This is a genomic window from Agromyces sp. NPDC052230, from assembly GCF_040679595.1.
Lineage (GTDB): Bacteria > Actinomycetota > Actinomycetes > Actinomycetales > Microbacteriaceae > Agromyces.
The window spans coordinates 96,041-110,997 of record NZ_JBFAVC010000006.1 but is presented as its reverse complement, the minus strand read 5'-3'; the positions used below and the strand labels follow the sequence as shown (position 1 = coordinate 110,997).

General features: G+C 68.0%; 15 protein-coding genes and 2 tRNA genes. 16 read left to right on the top strand and 1 reads right to left on the bottom strand.

All coding sequences use genetic code 11. The features are described from left to right. Positions 1-91: 91 nt before the first annotated feature. From AB0K73_RS14110 to AB0K73_RS14070, 9 genes are all read left to right on the top strand, one after another. Positions 92-1,726: an ABC transporter substrate-binding protein gene (locus tag AB0K73_RS14110; RefSeq protein WP_360514002.1), complete on the top strand. Its 1,635-nt coding sequence runs from the start codon at positions 92-94 to the stop codon at positions 1,724-1,726. A 95-nt stretch (positions 1,727-1,821) separates the two neighbouring features. Beyond that, positions 1,822-2,910, top strand: a complete 1,089-nt coding sequence (locus AB0K73_RS14105) for an ABC transporter permease (RefSeq protein ID WP_360513999.1) — start codon at positions 1,822-1,824, stop codon at positions 2,908-2,910. Between the two features lies 1 nt (position 2,911). Continuing rightward, positions 2,912-3,985 carry an ABC transporter permease gene (locus tag AB0K73_RS14100; RefSeq protein ID WP_360513996.1) on the top strand — a complete coding sequence of 358 codons (1,074 nt, stop codon included), beginning with the start codon at positions 2,912-2,914 and terminating at the stop codon, positions 3,983-3,985. Beyond that, positions 3,982-5,670 (top strand): ABC transporter ATP-binding protein, encoded by a 1,689-nt coding sequence (locus tag AB0K73_RS14095; protein ID WP_360513993.1) that lies wholly within the window; start codon positions 3,982-3,984, stop codon positions 5,668-5,670. Before AB0K73_RS14100 ends, AB0K73_RS14095 begins: the two co-directional genes overlap by 4 nt. Continuing rightward, on the top strand, positions 5,670-6,527 hold the full coding sequence (locus AB0K73_RS14090; protein WP_360513990.1) for a dipeptide/oligopeptide/nickel ABC transporter ATP-binding protein: 858 nt from the start codon (positions 5,670-5,672) through the stop codon (positions 6,525-6,527). The genes AB0K73_RS14095 and AB0K73_RS14090 overlap by 1 nt, the downstream gene beginning before the upstream one ends. Beyond that, positions 6,524-7,534, top strand: a complete 1,011-nt coding sequence (locus tag AB0K73_RS14085; protein ID WP_360513987.1) for an NAD(P)-dependent oxidoreductase — start codon at positions 6,524-6,526, stop codon at positions 7,532-7,534. The genes AB0K73_RS14090 and AB0K73_RS14085 overlap by 4 nt, the downstream gene beginning before the upstream one ends. Positions 7,535-7,613: 79 nt before the next feature. Further along, a tRNA-Asn gene (locus AB0K73_RS14080) sits at positions 7,614-7,689 on the top strand. Positions 7,690-7,823: 134 nt separating this feature from the next. Further along, positions 7,824-8,555, top strand: coding sequence for an AzlC family ABC transporter permease (locus AB0K73_RS14075; protein ID WP_360513984.1), 732 nt, complete (start codon positions 7,824-7,826; stop codon positions 8,553-8,555). Then, complete coding sequence (locus AB0K73_RS14070; RefSeq protein ID WP_360513981.1) at positions 8,552-8,857, top strand: AzlD domain-containing protein; 306 nt, start codon at positions 8,552-8,554, stop codon at positions 8,855-8,857. The genes AB0K73_RS14075 and AB0K73_RS14070 overlap by 4 nt, the downstream gene beginning before the upstream one ends. 22 nt (positions 8,858-8,879) lie before the next feature. Here the strand turns inward: AB0K73_RS14070 and def are convergent, their stop codons facing one another. Continuing rightward, complete coding sequence (gene def, locus AB0K73_RS14065) at positions 8,880-9,446, bottom strand: peptide deformylase (protein ID WP_360513978.1); 567 nt, start codon at positions 9,444-9,446, stop codon at positions 8,880-8,882. Between the two features lie 40 nt (positions 9,447-9,486). Here def and AB0K73_RS14060 point away from each other — a divergent pair, with 40 nt between their 5' ends. From AB0K73_RS14060 to AB0K73_RS14030, 7 genes are all read left to right on the top strand, one after another. Then, complete coding sequence (locus AB0K73_RS14060; RefSeq protein ID WP_360513975.1) at positions 9,487-10,404, top strand: DMT family transporter; 918 nt, start codon at positions 9,487-9,489, stop codon at positions 10,402-10,404. A gap of 147 nt (positions 10,405-10,551) precedes the next feature. Next, positions 10,552-11,808, top strand: coding sequence for a glycosyltransferase (locus AB0K73_RS14055; RefSeq protein WP_360513972.1), 1,257 nt, complete (start codon positions 10,552-10,554; stop codon positions 11,806-11,808). Between the two features lie 10 nt (positions 11,809-11,818). Further along, positions 11,819-11,892, top strand: a tRNA-Ile gene (locus AB0K73_RS14050). 172 nt (positions 11,893-12,064) lie between these two features. Next, positions 12,065-12,301, top strand: coding sequence for a helix-turn-helix domain-containing protein (locus tag AB0K73_RS14045; protein WP_360513969.1), 237 nt, complete (start codon positions 12,065-12,067; stop codon positions 12,299-12,301). Positions 12,302-12,363: 62 nt separating this feature from the next. Further along, entirely contained in the window at positions 12,364-13,488 is a 1,125-nt protein-coding gene (locus AB0K73_RS14040) for a tyrosine-type recombinase/integrase (RefSeq protein WP_360513966.1), read from the top strand. Between the two features lie 242 nt (positions 13,489-13,730). Continuing rightward, complete coding sequence (locus AB0K73_RS14035) at positions 13,731-14,360, top strand: DUF1819 family protein (protein WP_360513963.1); 630 nt, start codon at positions 13,731-13,733, stop codon at positions 14,358-14,360. A gap of 68 nt (positions 14,361-14,428) precedes the next feature. Further along, positions 14,429-14,956, top strand: coding sequence for a DUF1788 domain-containing protein (locus AB0K73_RS14030; RefSeq protein WP_360514675.1), 528 nt, complete (start codon positions 14,429-14,431; stop codon positions 14,954-14,956). Position 14,957 lies beyond the last annotated feature (1 nt).

Below are 14,957 nucleotides of genomic sequence, written 5' to 3'. Positions count from 1 at the left end.
CGCGGGCGCGTGTGCTAGTCCTGAGAGATACGACAGCGCGCCGCGGCAATCCCGCGCGCGATTCAGTCCTGACAGGAAGAGGTAGACGGATATGACATCCGCATCCACGAACCGGCGTCGCGCGCTCATCGCGGTAGCCGGTGTCTCGGTGGCAGCCCTCGCACTCGCCGGTTGCTCGGCGGGCGGCGGCGGCGACACCGAGGCGGCCGGCGGCTCGCTGACGGTCGGCACCACCGACAAGGTGACGACGCTCGACCCGGCCGGTTCGTACGACAACGGTTCGCTCGCCGTGCAGACGCAGGTCTTCCCCTACCTGCTCAACACCGACTACCAGAGCACCGACGTGGTTCCCGATCTCGCCGAGTCGGCGGAGTTCACCTCGCCGACCGAGTTCACGGTGACGCTTCCCGAGGGCCTCAAGTGGGCCAACGGCAACGACCTCACCTCCGCCGACGTGAAGTTCTCGTTCGACCGCAACCTGGCGATCGCCGACCCGAACGGCGCCTCGAGCCTGCTCTACAACCTCGACAGCGTCGACGCGCCCGACGACACCACGGTCGTGTTCAACCTGAAGGCCGAGAACGACCAGGTCTTCCCGCTCATCCTGACGAGCTTCCCGGGTGCCATCGTCGACGACGAGGTCTTCGCCGCCGACGAGCTGACCCCCGACGAGGAGATCGTCGAGGCCAACGCCTTCGCCGGGCCCTACGTCATCACGAGCTACGACTTCAACAACCTCGTGTCGTTCAAGGCGAACCCCGATTACCAGGGCCTCCTCGCGGAGCCGAAGACCGAGACGGTCAACCTCAAGTACTACGCCGAGTCCTCGAACATGAAGCTCGACGTGCAGGAGGGCAACATCGACGTCGCGTACCGGAGCCTCTCCTCGACCGACATCGAGGACCTCAAGGGCAACGACAGCGTGAAGGTCGTCGAGGGCCCGGGTGGCGAGATCCGCTACATCGTGTTCAACTTCGACACCATGCCGTTCGGCGCGAAGACCGCCGAGGCCGACCCGGCGAAGTCCCTCGCCGTGCGCCAGGCGATGGCCGACCTCCTCGACCGTGACGAGCTCTCGGAGCAGGTCTACAAGGGCACCTACACGCCCCTGTACTCCTACATCCCCGCGGGCCTCGCCGGTGCGATCGAGCCGCTCAAGGAGCTCTACGGCGACGGCGCGGGCGCACCCGACCCCGCGAAGGCCGAGGAGCGCCTCACCGCCGCGGGCGTCACCACACCGGTCGAGCTGAACCTGCAGTACTCGAACGACCACTACGGCCCTTCGTCGGCCGACGAGTACGCGCTCATCAAGGACCAGCTCGAGGCATCCGGCCTGTTCACGGTGAACCTGCAGACGACCGAGTGGGTACAGTACTCCGAGGACCGCACGTCCGACGTGTACCCGGCGTACCAGCTCGGCTGGTTCCCCGACTACTCGGACGCCGACAACTACCTGACGCCGTTCTTCCTGGTCGAGAACTTCCTCGGCAACCACTACGAGAACCAGGAAGTCAACGACCTCATCATCCAGCAGGCGTCGGAGGCCGATGTCGACGCCCGCACCGGGCTGATCGAGGACATCCAGGAGAAGGTGGCCGCCGACTTGTCGACCCTGCCGTACCTCCAGGGTGCACAGGTCGTCGTGGTCGGCTCCGACGTGGAAGGCGCCGACGACACGCTCGACGCATCCTTCAAGTTCCGCTTCGCGGCGCTCTCGAAGGGCTGAGCCGACAGAACGGCTAGAGTTCTTCTACGCAAGGAACGGGTGGCCCGCTCTCCGGAGCGGGCCACCCGCATTCGAGCCCACCCGATTGGCGAACATTGACCTCAACGACGACGCCCGCCACCGGCGCGCCACCCGCCTCCAGCAGACCCACGAAGTCGCAGGGGGGCGGTCTCGGGCGTTACATCCTGGTGCGGGCACTGCTCATCATCCCGACGGTGTTCATCCTCGTCACCCTCGTGTTCGTGCTCATGCGCACGACGGGCGACCCGATCACCGCGGCGCTCGGCGGCCAGGTGCCCGCGGATCAGCTCGCCGAGCGCATTCGTGCGGCCGGCTTCGACCGGCCCATCATCGTGCAGTACCTCGAATACCTCGGACAGATCTTCACCGGCAACTTCGGCACGACGATCACCGACAACCGGCCGGTCACCGAGATCCTCCTGACCTACGGGTTGGCGACGCTCGAGCTCGTGTTCTACTCGCTCATCGTCGCGTTCGTCGTCGGCATCCCACTCGGCATGATCGCCGCGTACCACCGCGACAAGGGCCAGGACGCAGCGCTTCGCGTCTTCGCGATCCTCAGCTACGCCACCCCGGTGTTCTTCGCCGGCCTGCTCCTGAAGCTCGTCTTCTCGGTGTGGCTGAAGGTGCTGCCCGTCGCGGGGCGCGCGTCGACGGGTTCGGAGATCCAGATGGAGGTGCTTCCGAACAACACCGGCATCTACACGATCGATGCGATCTTGACGGGCGACCCCGCCGTGCTCGGCGACGTGCTCTCGCATGCCGTGCTCCCCGCCATCGCACTCGGCCTCCTCACGGCCGGGGTCTTCCTGCGTCTCGTGCGTACCAATGTCATCGGCACGCTCTCGACCGATTACGTCGACGCGGCCCGCTCGCGTGGCGTGAGCGAGTACCGTCTCGTGCGCAAGCACGCCTACCGCCCGGCGCTCATTCCGATCATCACCGTCATCGGCCTGCAGATCGCCCTGCTCCTCGGCGGCGCAGTGCTCACCGAGACGACATTCGAATGGAAGGGACTCGGTTTCCAGCTCGCGGAGTACCTCCAGGCCCGCGACTTCGTCGCCGTACAGGGCATCGTCGCCCTGCTCGCCGTCATCGTCGCGCTCACCAACTTCATCGTCGACATCATCGCGGCGCTCATCGATCCGAGGGTGAGGTACTGACATGACGACCGACTCCGCCATCCGCCCACCGAAGCGGCTCCTGCGCGACCGAATCCCCGTCGTGCACCAGCTCCGCCAGAGCGTCGGCCTGCAGCGCGGCATGCTCGTGGCCGGCCTGGTGCTCACGGGGTTCTTCGTCGTCATCGCCATCTTCGCGCCGCTCATCGCTCCGTACGAGTTCGGCCAACTCCGCGCCGACGGCGTGGCGTTCGGCAGCCAGCAGGCGCCGTCTGCCGAGCATCCGTTCGGCACGACGGTCGGCGGCTACGACGTGCTCTCGCGGGTCATCTGGGGCGCCCAGACCGCGCTCCTCGTGATCATCATCGCGGTGCTCCTCTCGATCTTCGCGGGCGTGTTCCTCGGCCTCGTCTCGGGTTACTTCGGCGGATGGCTCGACCGCATCATCGTCGTCATCGCCGATGCGATCTACGCCTTCCCCTCGCTGCTGCTCGCCATCGTCATGTCGATCGTCATCTCGGGCGGCCAGTCCAACCTCTGGGGCGGCGTGTTCGCGGCCGCCATCTCGATCACCGTGGTGTTCATCCCGCAGTACTTCCGGGTCATCCGCGCCGAGACGGTGCGCATCAAGGCGGAGGCGTTCGTCGAATCCGCGAAGGTGCTGGGTGCATCGAACGGCCGCATCATGTTCCGCCACGTCCTCCGCAACGCGACGCGCACCCTGCCGCTCATCTTCACACTGAACTCCTCGGAGGCGATCCTCACGTTGGCTGGCCTCGGCTTCCTCGGCTTCGGCATCGAGCCGACGGCCGCGTCCGAGTGGGGCTACGACCTCAACAAGGCGCTGTCGGATGTCTCGAGCGGCATCTGGTGGACGGCGCTCTACCCGGGTCTCGCGATCGTGCTGGTGGTGCTCGGCATCACGCTCGTCGGCGAGAGCCTCAACGACCTCGCCGACCCGCGTCTGCGCGGGCGACGCCGCGTGGCACAATCGGCCGGCGTCGTCGCCGAGACGTCCGTCGTACCGGGCGGCGCGCTCACGGCCGGTCCGGGCGGCCTCGCGGGCCTCGAAGACGGCGAGACATTCGACGAGCACGGGATCGAGGTCAAGCGATGAGCACGGTGGTCAGCATCGAAGGGCTCGGCGTCTCCTTCTCGACGGATGCCGGTGCGGTCAAGGCCGTCGACGGCGTCTCGATCTCGGTCGAGCGCGGCGAGGTCCTCGCCATCGTGGGTGAGTCGGGCAGCGGCAAGACCGTCACCGCGAAGACGATCCTCGGCCTCCTGCCCGAGACGGCGACCGCGAGCGGTGCGGTGCTGCTCTCGAACAAGGCCGGGACCGCGACCCACGACGTGATCTCCATTCCGAAGCGTGAGCTTCGCAGCATCCGGGGCAAGGATGTCGCGATGGTCTTCCAGGAGCCGTCGACCGCCCTGAATCCCGTTTACACGGTGGGCTGGCAGATCGCCGAGGGCCTGCGTGCGCATTCCGACCTCTCGGCGAAAGACGCGCGTGCGAAGGCGATCGAGATCCTCGGCCGCGTCGGCATCCCCGACCCCGAGCATCGCGTCGACCACTACCCGCACCAGTTCTCGGGCGGGCAGAAGCAGCGCATCGTGATCGCGATGGCGCTCGTGCTCGACCCCGGACTCATCGTCGCCGACGAGCCGACCACCGCGCTCGATGTCACGGTGCAGGCCGAGATCCTCGACCTCCTCCGGCGCTGCCGCGACGAGTTCGGCATGGGCATCGTGCTCATCACCCACAACATGGGCGTCGTCGCCGACCTCGCCGACCGCGTCGCGGTGATGTACCAGGGCAAGGTCGTCGAGGAGGCGGATGCCACGACCCTCTTCGCCGCCCCGCAGCACGAGTACACGAAGGCGCTCCTCGCGGCGGTGCCCTACGTCGGCACCGGCCGGGCGAGCGCCGTGGAGCGCGCTGAAGCGCGTGCCGCGGACTGGAAGACCCAGGTCCCCGTGGTCGAGGCGTCCGGTCTCGAGATCGTCTATCCGGGCCGGTTCGGGCGCCCGGGCTTCCGGGCCGTCGACGGCGTCGACCTCGTGATCCGCCCCGGCGAGGTGCTCGGGCTCGTGGGCGAGTCGGGTTCGGGCAAGACGACCATCGGTCGGGCCATCGCGGGCCTCACCAAGGTCACCGGCGGATCGCTGAAGGTGCTCGGCCACGAGATGAACGGGATTCGCGAGCGCGAGTTCCGTCCGTCGCGGAGCCGCATCGGGTTCGTCTTCCAGGATCCCGCCTCGAGCTTCAATCCGCTGCTCACGATCGCCGACGCGGTCGCCGAGCCGCTCGTCATCCACGGTCGTGCCGCCAATCCGGCCGACGCGAGGAGCCGCGTCGATGAGCTCCTCGAGGCCGTGCAGCTGCCGCGCGCGTACGGCGACCGCTTCCCGCACGAGCTGAGCGGCGGCCAGCGTCAGCGCGCGAGCCTCGCCCGCGCGCTAGCGCTCGAGCCCGAGCTGCTCATCGCCGATGAGCCGACCTCGGCCCTCGACGTGTCGGTGCAGGCGCGAGTGCTGGAGCTGTTCGCCGAGATCCAGCGTGAGTTCGGATTCGCGTCGCTGTTCATCAGCCACGACCTCGCCGTCGTCGATCTCCTCGCCGATCGCATCGCGGTGCTGTATCGCGGCGAGCTCGTCGAGGAGGGCACCGGCGCCGAGGTGCTCGGCGCACCGAAGGACCCGTACACGCAGCGGTTGCTCGCCTCGCTCCCGGTGCCCGACCCGGTCGCCCAGGCCGAGCGCCGAGAGGAACTGCGCCGGCTCCGGGAGGCGAGCTGATGCGGAGCGCCGCACACGGCTATCCGATCATGCTCAGCGACCTGTCGCTCGAGTACCCGCCGCACGGTGCGAGTCCCGCACACGTGGCCCTGCGCGGCGTGACCCTGACGATCGCGCCGGGTGAGGTGCTCGGGTTGCTGGGGAGTGCCGGCAGCGGCAAGAGCACGCTCGCGAAGGTGCTCGCGGGTGTCGCGTTCGACCCGCGCGAGGCCGAGGTCAACCCGGTGATCACGGGGGGAGAAGCGACGGTGCTGGGCCATCGGCTCCGCAGCCTTCCGCGGCGGAAGCTGCCCGAGTACCGGTTCCACGTCGGCTATCTCGCGCAGGACGCGGCGGCCACACTGCCACCCGACCTGACCGTCGCCGAGATCGTGGGTGAGCCCATCCTCGAGCGCGATCGCCGCTACAACCGACGTGCCCTCCAGACGCGCGTGGCCACGATGGTCGATGCCGTGCGGTTGCCGCTGGGCTACCTCGACAAGTTCCCGTACGAGCTGAGCGGCGGTCAGCGTCAGCGTGTCGCGCTCGCGCGGTCGCTCGTGCTCGGGCCGTCGGTGCTCATCGCCGATGAGCCGACCGCGGGCATCGACCTCACCGTGCGCGACGTCGTGGCGCAGTTGATCGTCGAGCTTCGCGAGCAGCACACGTTCACGGCGCTCATCATCACCCACGACCTCCCGGTGCTGCGGCGCACGGCCGACCGCATCGCGGTGCTCGACCGCGGAGAGCTCGCCGCCCTCGGCACGATCGAGGACGTCTTCGCAGACCCCGAGCACCCGTACGTGATGGCGCTCGCGGGCGCGCTCGATGACGGGCACGCCATCATCGATGAGCTCGGCGAGGGTCCACAGCGGTGACGGATGCCTCGGCGGCGGCTGTTCGGCATCGAGCCGTGCCGGGCGCCATCGCCGCGTCGGCCGGCGCCCCGACGCCCGTTTCGTCGGGCCCGATCGCGGTGCTTCCCGACGGCGACCGCGCCGTCGTGGCGGCGGTGCATGATGCGGGAGGGGTCGTCGGGCCGCTCGACGCGTCGACTCGGGGGATCGTGTGGACGGCGGTATCCGGTGCCGAGCGGCTCGGCGCAGCCCTGGACGCACACCCCGAGGTCACCTGGGTGCAGTTGCCCTGGGCCGGTGTCGACGCATTCGCGCCGCTCCTCGAACGTCACCGCGGCGACGGGCGGGTGTGGACGAGCGCGAAGGGCGCGTATGCGCAGCCGGTCGCCGAGCACGCGCTCATGCTCGCCCTGGCACTGCTGCGCGAACTGCCCCGACGGGTGGGAGCAACGTCGTGGCAGACCGACGAGCGCGGGCGCAGCCTGTACGGCGCGGAGGTGGTGATCGTCGGTGCGGGCGGCATCGCCGTGGAGCTGCTGCGCCTGCTCGCACCGTTCGGCGTGCGCGTCACGGTCGTGCGGCGGCGCGCCGAGCCGGTCGCGGGTGCGTTCCGCACGGTGACCACGTCGGAGCTCGGCGAGGCCCTCGAGCGAGCCGAGGTGGTGTTCATCGCGGCCGCGCTGACCGGCGCCTCACGTCGCCTGATGGGCGCCGCTGAGTTCGCTCGGATGCTCCAGGGCGCCGTGCTCGTGAACGTGGCACGCGGTGGCCTCGTCGACACCGATGCGCTCGTCGACGCCCTGCGGTCGAGTCGGCTCGGAGGAGCCGGGTTGGACGTGACCGACCCCGAACCGCTGCCCGAGGGGCATCCGCTCTGGTCGATTCCCGAGTGCATCATCACGCCGCACGTTGCCGACACCGACGCCATGACCGTGCCGCTCTTCGCCGAACGCGTGCGACGGAACGTCGCCGCATTCCTCGGCGACGGCGGCTTCGAGGGGCGCATCGACCTCGCGGCGGGCTACTGACTGGGGCGCCGCTCCCGAGGTCGCCTCGAATTGGGAACCGCGCCACCCTTTGCTAGAGTGGCTCTGCTGAAACACGCGATCCTCCATAGCTCAATTGGCAGAGCAATCGGCTGTTAACCGATAGGTTCTTGGTTCGAGTCCAAGTGGGGGAGCCATGAGCCCCCGGTCCATTTCGACCGGGGGTTTCGCCGTGGGAAACCACCTCCCGCCCGGGGTTATCGTGGAGTTGGCCGTTCGCAGGGCCCCGGGCCTCCTGCGTCGCGAATCCACTCGCCGATCCGGAGGACGCATGCAGCAACAGCCGCCCGGGCGTGTGCGGCGGGCGCGCGCACCTCGCACCGCGAGCGGCGAAGCGCTCCGCGACAGCCTCGCGGTCGGCGTCGCGACGGCCGCCTACGGCATCTCGTTCGGAGCCCTCTCGGTGGCGGCCGGCCTCGACGTGTGGCAGACCTGCTTCCTCAGCCTGGTGATGTTCACCGGCGGATCCCAGTTCGCGCTGGCCGGCGTGCTGGCCGGTGGCGGCGTGGCGGCGGGCGGCTCGGCCATCGCCACGGCGGCGCTGCTCGGCATCCGGAACGTGATCTACGGCATGCGCATGAAGCCCGTGGTCGACCACGGCGGACCGCTGCAGCGCGTCGCAGCCGCCTGGATCACCATCGACGAGTCCACCGCGGTGGCGCTCGCGCAGAGCGAGGATCGCGCCGCCCGCGTCGGGTTCTGGATGACCGGGATCGTGATCTTCGTCGGCTGGAACCTCACCACGCTCGCGGGGGCGCTCATCGGCGACGCGCTCGGCGACACCCGCGCGTGGGGACTGGATGCGGCGGCGGCCGCCGCGTTCCTCGGGCTGCTCTGGCCGAGGCTCAAGCGCGTCCAGGCCGGGGCAGTCGCCGTGGGCGCGGCACTCGTCGCGACGATCGCCACACCCGTGCTCATGCCGGGCCTGCCGGTGCTCGTGGCTGCGGGCGTGGCCGTGCTCGTCGGCTGGTTCGACCTCTTCTCCAGGAGGGGGGACGCATGACCACGTGGCACATCATCCTCATCGCGTCCGCGGCGACCCTCGCGCTGAAGCTCGGCGGCTACCTCGTGCCTGCCGGACTCCTCGAGCGCGAGCGGCCCGCTCGGATCGCCGACCTGCTCACGGTGTCGCTCCTCGCGGCACTCATCGCCGTTCAGACGCTCGGCGCCGGGCAGGCCATCGTGCTCGATGCTCGGGTGCCCGCGGTCGTGGTGGCCGCCGCGCTCTTCGCGTTGCGGGTGCCGTTCATCGTGGTCGTCGTCGCGGCGGCACTGGTTGCGGCGGCGATCCGGGCGTTCGTCTGAGGCATCCGGATGTCGCGGCCGTTCAGTCCTCGAGGTGGTCGACGCCGGGCATCCAGGAGACCCCCGGCTTGCCCCAGCCGAGCTTCTTCGAGATCTTCGCCACGATGCGCTGGTCGCGTTCGCCCAACCGGTCGGTGTAGAGCGTGCCGTCGAGGTGGTCGTATTCGTGTTGGAAGATGCGCGCCAGCCAGCCCTCGGCCGTGATCTCGAACGTCTGTCCTTCGAGGTCGGTGGCCCGCAGGATCGCACGCTCGGCCCGGCGCAGACCGAAGCGCTCGCCCGGGAAGCTCAGGCAGCCCTCGGACTCCTCGTCGAGGTCGGGCTCGCCGGCCGGCGGCGGTGAGATCCACAGCTCGGGGTTGATCGCCGCACCCCGCCAGCGGGTACCAGCCTCGTCGACCCAGCCGTAGGTGAACACCCGCAGCGGCACTCCCACCTGCGGTGCGGCGAGGCCTACGCCCGGAGCGGCATCCATCGTCTCGAACAGGTCGCGAATCAGGGTGCGGACGTCGTCGTCGATGGTGCCGACCGGCAGTGCGGGGGAGTGGAGAACGGGGTCGCCGGAGATGCGGATGGGGAGCACGGCCATTCGCCAAGGATATCGACGGGCGAACGGGTAGTGTCGTTGCGTGGATCCCGACCTGACCGACTTCACCGAGCAGATCGCGCTCGACCCCACGCAGTTCATCGGGATCCCGCTCGCGCTCATCGGCGCGGTCTTCCTCTCGCTGGGGGCACAGTTCCAGCACCGGGGCGTCGTGAAGGTCGAGTCCAGCACGGTCGACACGCTCGGCAAGGGACTGAACGTCAAGCAGCTCTCGCTCCTGCTGGCGCGACCGTCGTGGGTGCTCGGCACGCTCATGCTCGCCCTCGCGATCGTCTTCCAGCTGGGCTCCCTGTACTTCGCGCCCATCATCGTGGTGCAGCCGCTCGGTGCCATCGCCCTCGTGATCACGTCGATCCTGAACTCGCGGGTCAGCCGCGTGGAGCTGAATCGCAAGTCGATCACCTCGATCTTCATGTGCGTCGGCGGCGTGTTCCTCTTCGTCGGCGTCGCCGCCTTCACGGCCGTCGACCGGCCGGTCACCGACACGCACCTCGTCACGATCCTGATCGTCTTGGCCGTCGTCCTCACGCTCGCCGCGATCACGTTCGGGATGCTGCGTCACCGCATCCGGGCCATCTTCTACGTGATCATGGCCGGAGTGCTCTACGGCTTCGTCGCGACGCTCGCCAAGGTCGTGCTCGGTCGACTGGATCAGGGCGAGTTCGAATGGCTCACGCTGCTCTGTCTCATCGGACTGATCCTCGCGACGGCGCTCGGCGCCTACTTCGTGCAGAACGCCTATGCCACCGGCCCGCCCGACCTCGTGATCGCGGGCCTCACGGTGGTCGACCCGATGGTCGCCGTGGCGATCGGCATCCTGGTGCTCGGCGAGGCCTCGCAGGCGCCGCTGTGGGCCAACTTCGTCTTCGTCATCGCAGGCGTGATCGCCGTGTGGGGCGTGTTCATGCTCGCACGCAATCACCCGCAGACCCGGCTCTGACCGCGTTCGACGACATGCGTACACAGGGGCGCGGCAGCAAGCCCGCGTACACTAGGGTCGGATGCAGCCTGCGCGCGCCGAACCCCGGGCCGTGCATCCCACGAGGCCGATCGCCTCGTTCCGACGAATGTGAGGAACACGACCACTGTGTCTGACACACCTGGTGCGACACCCCCAGCCGGCACCGACGGCGCAGAGACGGAACGTCCGCTCAGGATCCTGATCGGAGCCGACACGTTCGCCCCCGACGTGAACGGCGCCGCCCGCTTCGCCGAGCGTCTCGCGGCCGGAATGGTCGAGCGCGGCCACGAGGTGCACGTCATGGCACCCGCCGCGGGCCGCAGTCACGGCACGTGGAAGGAGGTGCACGAGGGCCAGGAGCTCACCGCGCACCGCCTCTACTCCTGGCGCTGGTACCCGCACGACTGGCTGAGATTCGCCCTCCCGTGGCGCATCAAGCAGAACAGCGCGCGCGTCATCGACGAGGTCAAGCCAGACGTCGTGCACTTCCAGTCGCACATCAACGTGGGCCGAGGGCTTTCGATCGAGGCGCAGCGTCGCGGCATCCGGATCATCGGCACCAATCACTTCATGCCCGAGAACATGCTCGAGTTCACCCTGCTGCCGAAGGCGTGGCAGGAATGGGCGGTCGGGCTGGCGTGGAAGGCCGCACGGCGCACATTCGGTCGCGCCGAGGCCGTCACCACGCCGACCCGCAAGGCCGCCCAGTTCCTCGAGCGGCACACCGGACTCTCGGGCGTGCACTCCATCTCGTGCGGCATCGACGCCCACAAGTACTCGCCGTCGTGGGAGCCTCGCACCGAGAACCGCATCCTGTTCGTCGGTCGTGTCACGGGGGAGAAGCACATCGACGTACTCCTGCACGCGGTGACCCGGCTGCCCGACGAGCTCGACGTGAAGGTCGAGATCGTCGGCGGCGGCGACCAGAAGCGCAACCTCGAGCACCTCGCCGTCGACCTCGGCATCGCCGACCGGGTCACGTTCACCGGGTACGTCAGCGACGACGAGCTGCGCGATGCCTACCACCGCGCGTCGGTGCTCGCGATGCCATCCATCGCCGAGCTGCAGAGCATCGTGACCATGGAGGCCATGGCCTCGGCGCTCCCCGTGGTCGCGGCGAACGCCATGGCCCTGCCGCATCTCGTGCACGACGGCGAGAACGGCTACCTCTTCGAACCGGGCAGCCCTGAAGATCTCGCCGCGAAGCTGCGCACGGTACTCGAGGCATCGCCCGACGAGTACCGAGCTCTCAAAGAGGAGTCGCTCCGTCTCATCGCGGCGCACGACATCCAGCGCACGATCTCGACGTTCGAGAGCCTGTATCGTGGAAAGCCGGTGACCGACCCGGTCACCGAGATCGCGCCGGCGGCACTCCCCGAGTGATGCGCCGCGCGGGGCGGTAGCTCAGCCGGTCAGAGCAGTGGACTCATAATCCATCGGTCACGGGTTCAAGTCCCGTCCGCCCTACCTCGAAATCTCGTCTCATCAGGGTTTCTTGTCCCACGCGAAGGGACGAGATTTGATGCGCAACACGTTTATCCAACACTTTTGGTCCAGAACCGGTCTCGCGGGCCTTCCTGAACGGAAGGTGCTCGGGTGGGTTCGGCTCGTCTGGGATGTCCTCGGACACCTAAGTGTCATGGACAGCGAACGCATCTCCGGACTCGGCCTCGAGCCGATGTTGACGACCAGCGAGCTCGCCGAGTACCTCGGCGTGCAGGCGCAGGCGATCTACGATCTGCGCGCCGACGGGAGGGGCCCTTCCGGCATCCGAGTGGGGCGGGAGCTCCGGTACCGCATCTCCGACGTCCGGCGCTGGCTCGACCGCCTGCATGAGACCGAACCAGGGATGACGCGCAGCGGGGGCGGACGCTGATGTCAGGTCGAAAGCGGCTGCCGATCGGCACGTTCGGGGAGATCACCGTACAGAAGGTCGGAGTGCGCAAGTACCGCGCCTCGACGCGGTACCGCGACTGGGACGGCGTGACTCGTCAGGTCTCGTGGACCGCCGAGAGCCGAGCGGCGGCGGGATGGGCGCTGAAGAAGGAGCTCACGGGTCGGATGCGGCTCGGCGACGGCGCCGACGGGCTCTCTGCGGACTCGCCCTTCAGCGACCTCGCCGCCGCCTGGCTGGAGGACATGCGTCGGGATCACGATCTGGCGGACAACACGAAGGAAACCTACGAACGCGAACTCCGAACGCTCGTGATGCCGACGTTCGGGAACTTCACCGTTCGCGAGGTGACCGTCGGACGCGTCGAGAGTTTCCTGAAGACACAGCGGGCGAAGTCTTACCCACGGGCGAAGCACTCGCGGACGATCCTCGGGATGATCATGTCGTTCGCGGTGCGGCGCGAGATCGTCCCGCGCAACCCGGTGAAGGAGACATCGAGGCTGAAGAAGCCGAAGCACGTGCCGAAGGCCCTCACTGCCGAACAGATCTCGCAGATCCGGAGGGCTGCGCGAGATTGGCGCACGGAGGAGGGACGACTTGGCCCACGACCCGACGGGCAGATTCGCGACCTCATCGAGGTCATGCTCGGCACCGCCACGCGGATTGGTGAGGCCTTAGCTCTGCGCAAGTGCGACGTGGACATGACCGCCGACCCGCCCCGGGTGTACGTCACGGGCACAGTCATTGTGAGCAGAGGCAAGGGTGTCTTCCGGCAGGAGCACCCGAAAACGCACGAGTCGAATCGCGCGATCGCGGTGCCGGCGTTCGCCGCGGAGGTGATCCGGCGGAGGCTCGCGCTAATCGCGGGGGAGGACGAGGAGTCGCTGCTCTTCCACTCGCGGAGGGGGACGCCGCTCACCCCGAACAACGCCAGACGGACGTTCCGCGCGATCCTCGCTAGCGCCGGCCTGGGGGACATGGAGATTACCCCGCACGCCTTCCGCCGGACTGGTGCGACGCTTCTCGCGAACGAGATCAGCATCCAGGCCGCCGCCGACGTGCTCGGGCATACATCGACATCGACCACGAAGGAGCACTACGCGGAGCCTGACCGGTCAGTCAATCCGGTCGCCGCGGAGGTGTTGCAGCGGCTGGCGCCCGAAGGCTGAGCCCGCAAGCTGCGGGAATTGCGCGATGCCTCCGACGGAACCTCTCATTGGCTGCGTGCTCTGCATTCGGTGGGATGGCCGGGGGGTGGGTCTGTCAGGAGTCCGTGCTGTGCGGCGCCGCCGATAGGGTGAAGGTGCTGCTGCGAGTTGCGTGGAAGGCTCGCCGGCGAGCGAAATCGCCATGAATGTCGCTGGTTCGTCGTATCCTGATCGACTTGCCATTTTCCAGGGAGGAGTGTCACGTGACGAGCGAAACCGCAGCAGTCGAGCGCTATGCGCTCTCGTTCACGACGGGAGCCCTCCTTGCTCGTGAGGGCGCGCTGCTCGGACCTGTCTATGTCGAGCTGCGAGACTGGGAGCTGGTGCGCGACCGAGCAGTGGAGAGCAACCTCCTGCAGGCACGGACCTACCGGACGGGTGTCCGGCTGGTGCGCGAGACGGTGAAGCGTCTGTCGGCGCTGACCGACGACGAAGTCGAACTCCTTGTTGATGCGACCGCATCGGAACGTGCGCAACTGATGTGGGCGGCCGCCTGCCGCCGTTACGACCTGATTGGGGAGTTCGCCGAAGAGGTACTGCGTGAGCGGTACCTCACTCTCGCATTGACGCTGGGTTACGTGGACTTCGACAGCTTCGTCCGGACCAAGGCGTTGTGGCACGAGGAGCTGTCGACCATCAAGGAGTCGACGCTGCAGAAGCTGAGGTCAAACGTGTTCAAGATGCTGCAGGAGGCTGAACTCCTGTCAGAGATGGGCTACATCGTGTCCGCCGTGGTGTCCGAGCGAGTGGCGACGAGACTGAATGCCCGCACGCCGAGTGATCTGCGGTTCTTCCCGACCCAGCAGGCTGCAGGGCGGGGAGCTGTCCAGTGATTCCGAAGACACAGTCCGGGCAAGAGCAGCATCTGTTCGCTGTGCTCAGCGGCCGACGCTTCCTGCAAATGGAGGGCCTGAGCAACGAGGTCCCGTTCTTCATCTACCCTTACCCGCCGGAGGACTCGCTCGCCGTCGCCGCGGCCAAGAAGCGGGTCAAGAACCGGCTGGCCGGAGCCGGGGTTACGGTCGTCGAGATCAACCTCTACGACCTGTCGGTCGCGCTGCTCAAGGAGCGGAACGTGTGGGATCGGGTCTTGGCAGCTGAGCCGGACCTGGACAAGGACGACTTCCGCGAGATGCTCCAGGGGATGCTCGACCCGCAGTTGCACATCGCCCCGGCGATCCGCGACCGGCTCGCTCAGGAACAGTTCGACATATTGTTCCTCACCGGCATCGGTGAGGTCTTCCCGTACATACGCTCGCACAACGTGCTGAACAACTTGCAGTCGGTGGTCAAGGGCAAGCCGATGCTCATGTTCTTCCCGGGTCGCTATGAGCAGTCCGACACATTGGGCTCATCGCTCGTGTTGTTCGGTCGGCTCAAGGACGACCAGTACTACCGAGCCAAGAACATTCTGGAACAGGAGGCGTGAG

Coding starts and splice junctions, on each gene's coding strand:
- AB0K73_RS14110 (WP_360514002.1), top strand. CDS start 92: ATGACATCCGCATCCACGAACCGGCGTCGCGCGCTCATCGCGGTAGCC.
- AB0K73_RS14100 (WP_360513996.1), top strand. CDS start 2,912: ATGACGACCGACTCCGCCATCCGCCCACCGAAGCGGCTCCTGCGCGAC.
- AB0K73_RS14095 (WP_360513993.1), top strand. CDS start 3,982: ATGAGCACGGTGGTCAGCATCGAAGGGCTCGGCGTCTCCTTCTCGACG.
- AB0K73_RS14090 (WP_360513990.1), top strand. CDS start 5,670: ATGCGGAGCGCCGCACACGGCTATCCGATCATGCTCAGCGACCTGTCG.
- AB0K73_RS14075 (WP_360513984.1), top strand. CDS start 7,824: ATGCAGCAACAGCCGCCCGGGCGTGTGCGGCGGGCGCGCGCACCTCGC.
- AB0K73_RS14070 (WP_360513981.1), top strand. CDS start 8,552: ATGACCACGTGGCACATCATCCTCATCGCGTCCGCGGCGACCCTCGCG.
- def (WP_360513978.1), bottom strand. CDS start 9,446: ATGGCCGTGCTCCCCATCCGCATCTCCGGCGACCCCGTTCTCCACTCC.
- AB0K73_RS14045 (WP_360513969.1), top strand. CDS start 12,065: ATGGACAGCGAACGCATCTCCGGACTCGGCCTCGAGCCGATGTTGACG.
- AB0K73_RS14030 (WP_360514675.1), top strand. CDS start 14,429: ATGGAGGGCCTGAGCAACGAGGTCCCGTTCTTCATCTACCCTTACCCG.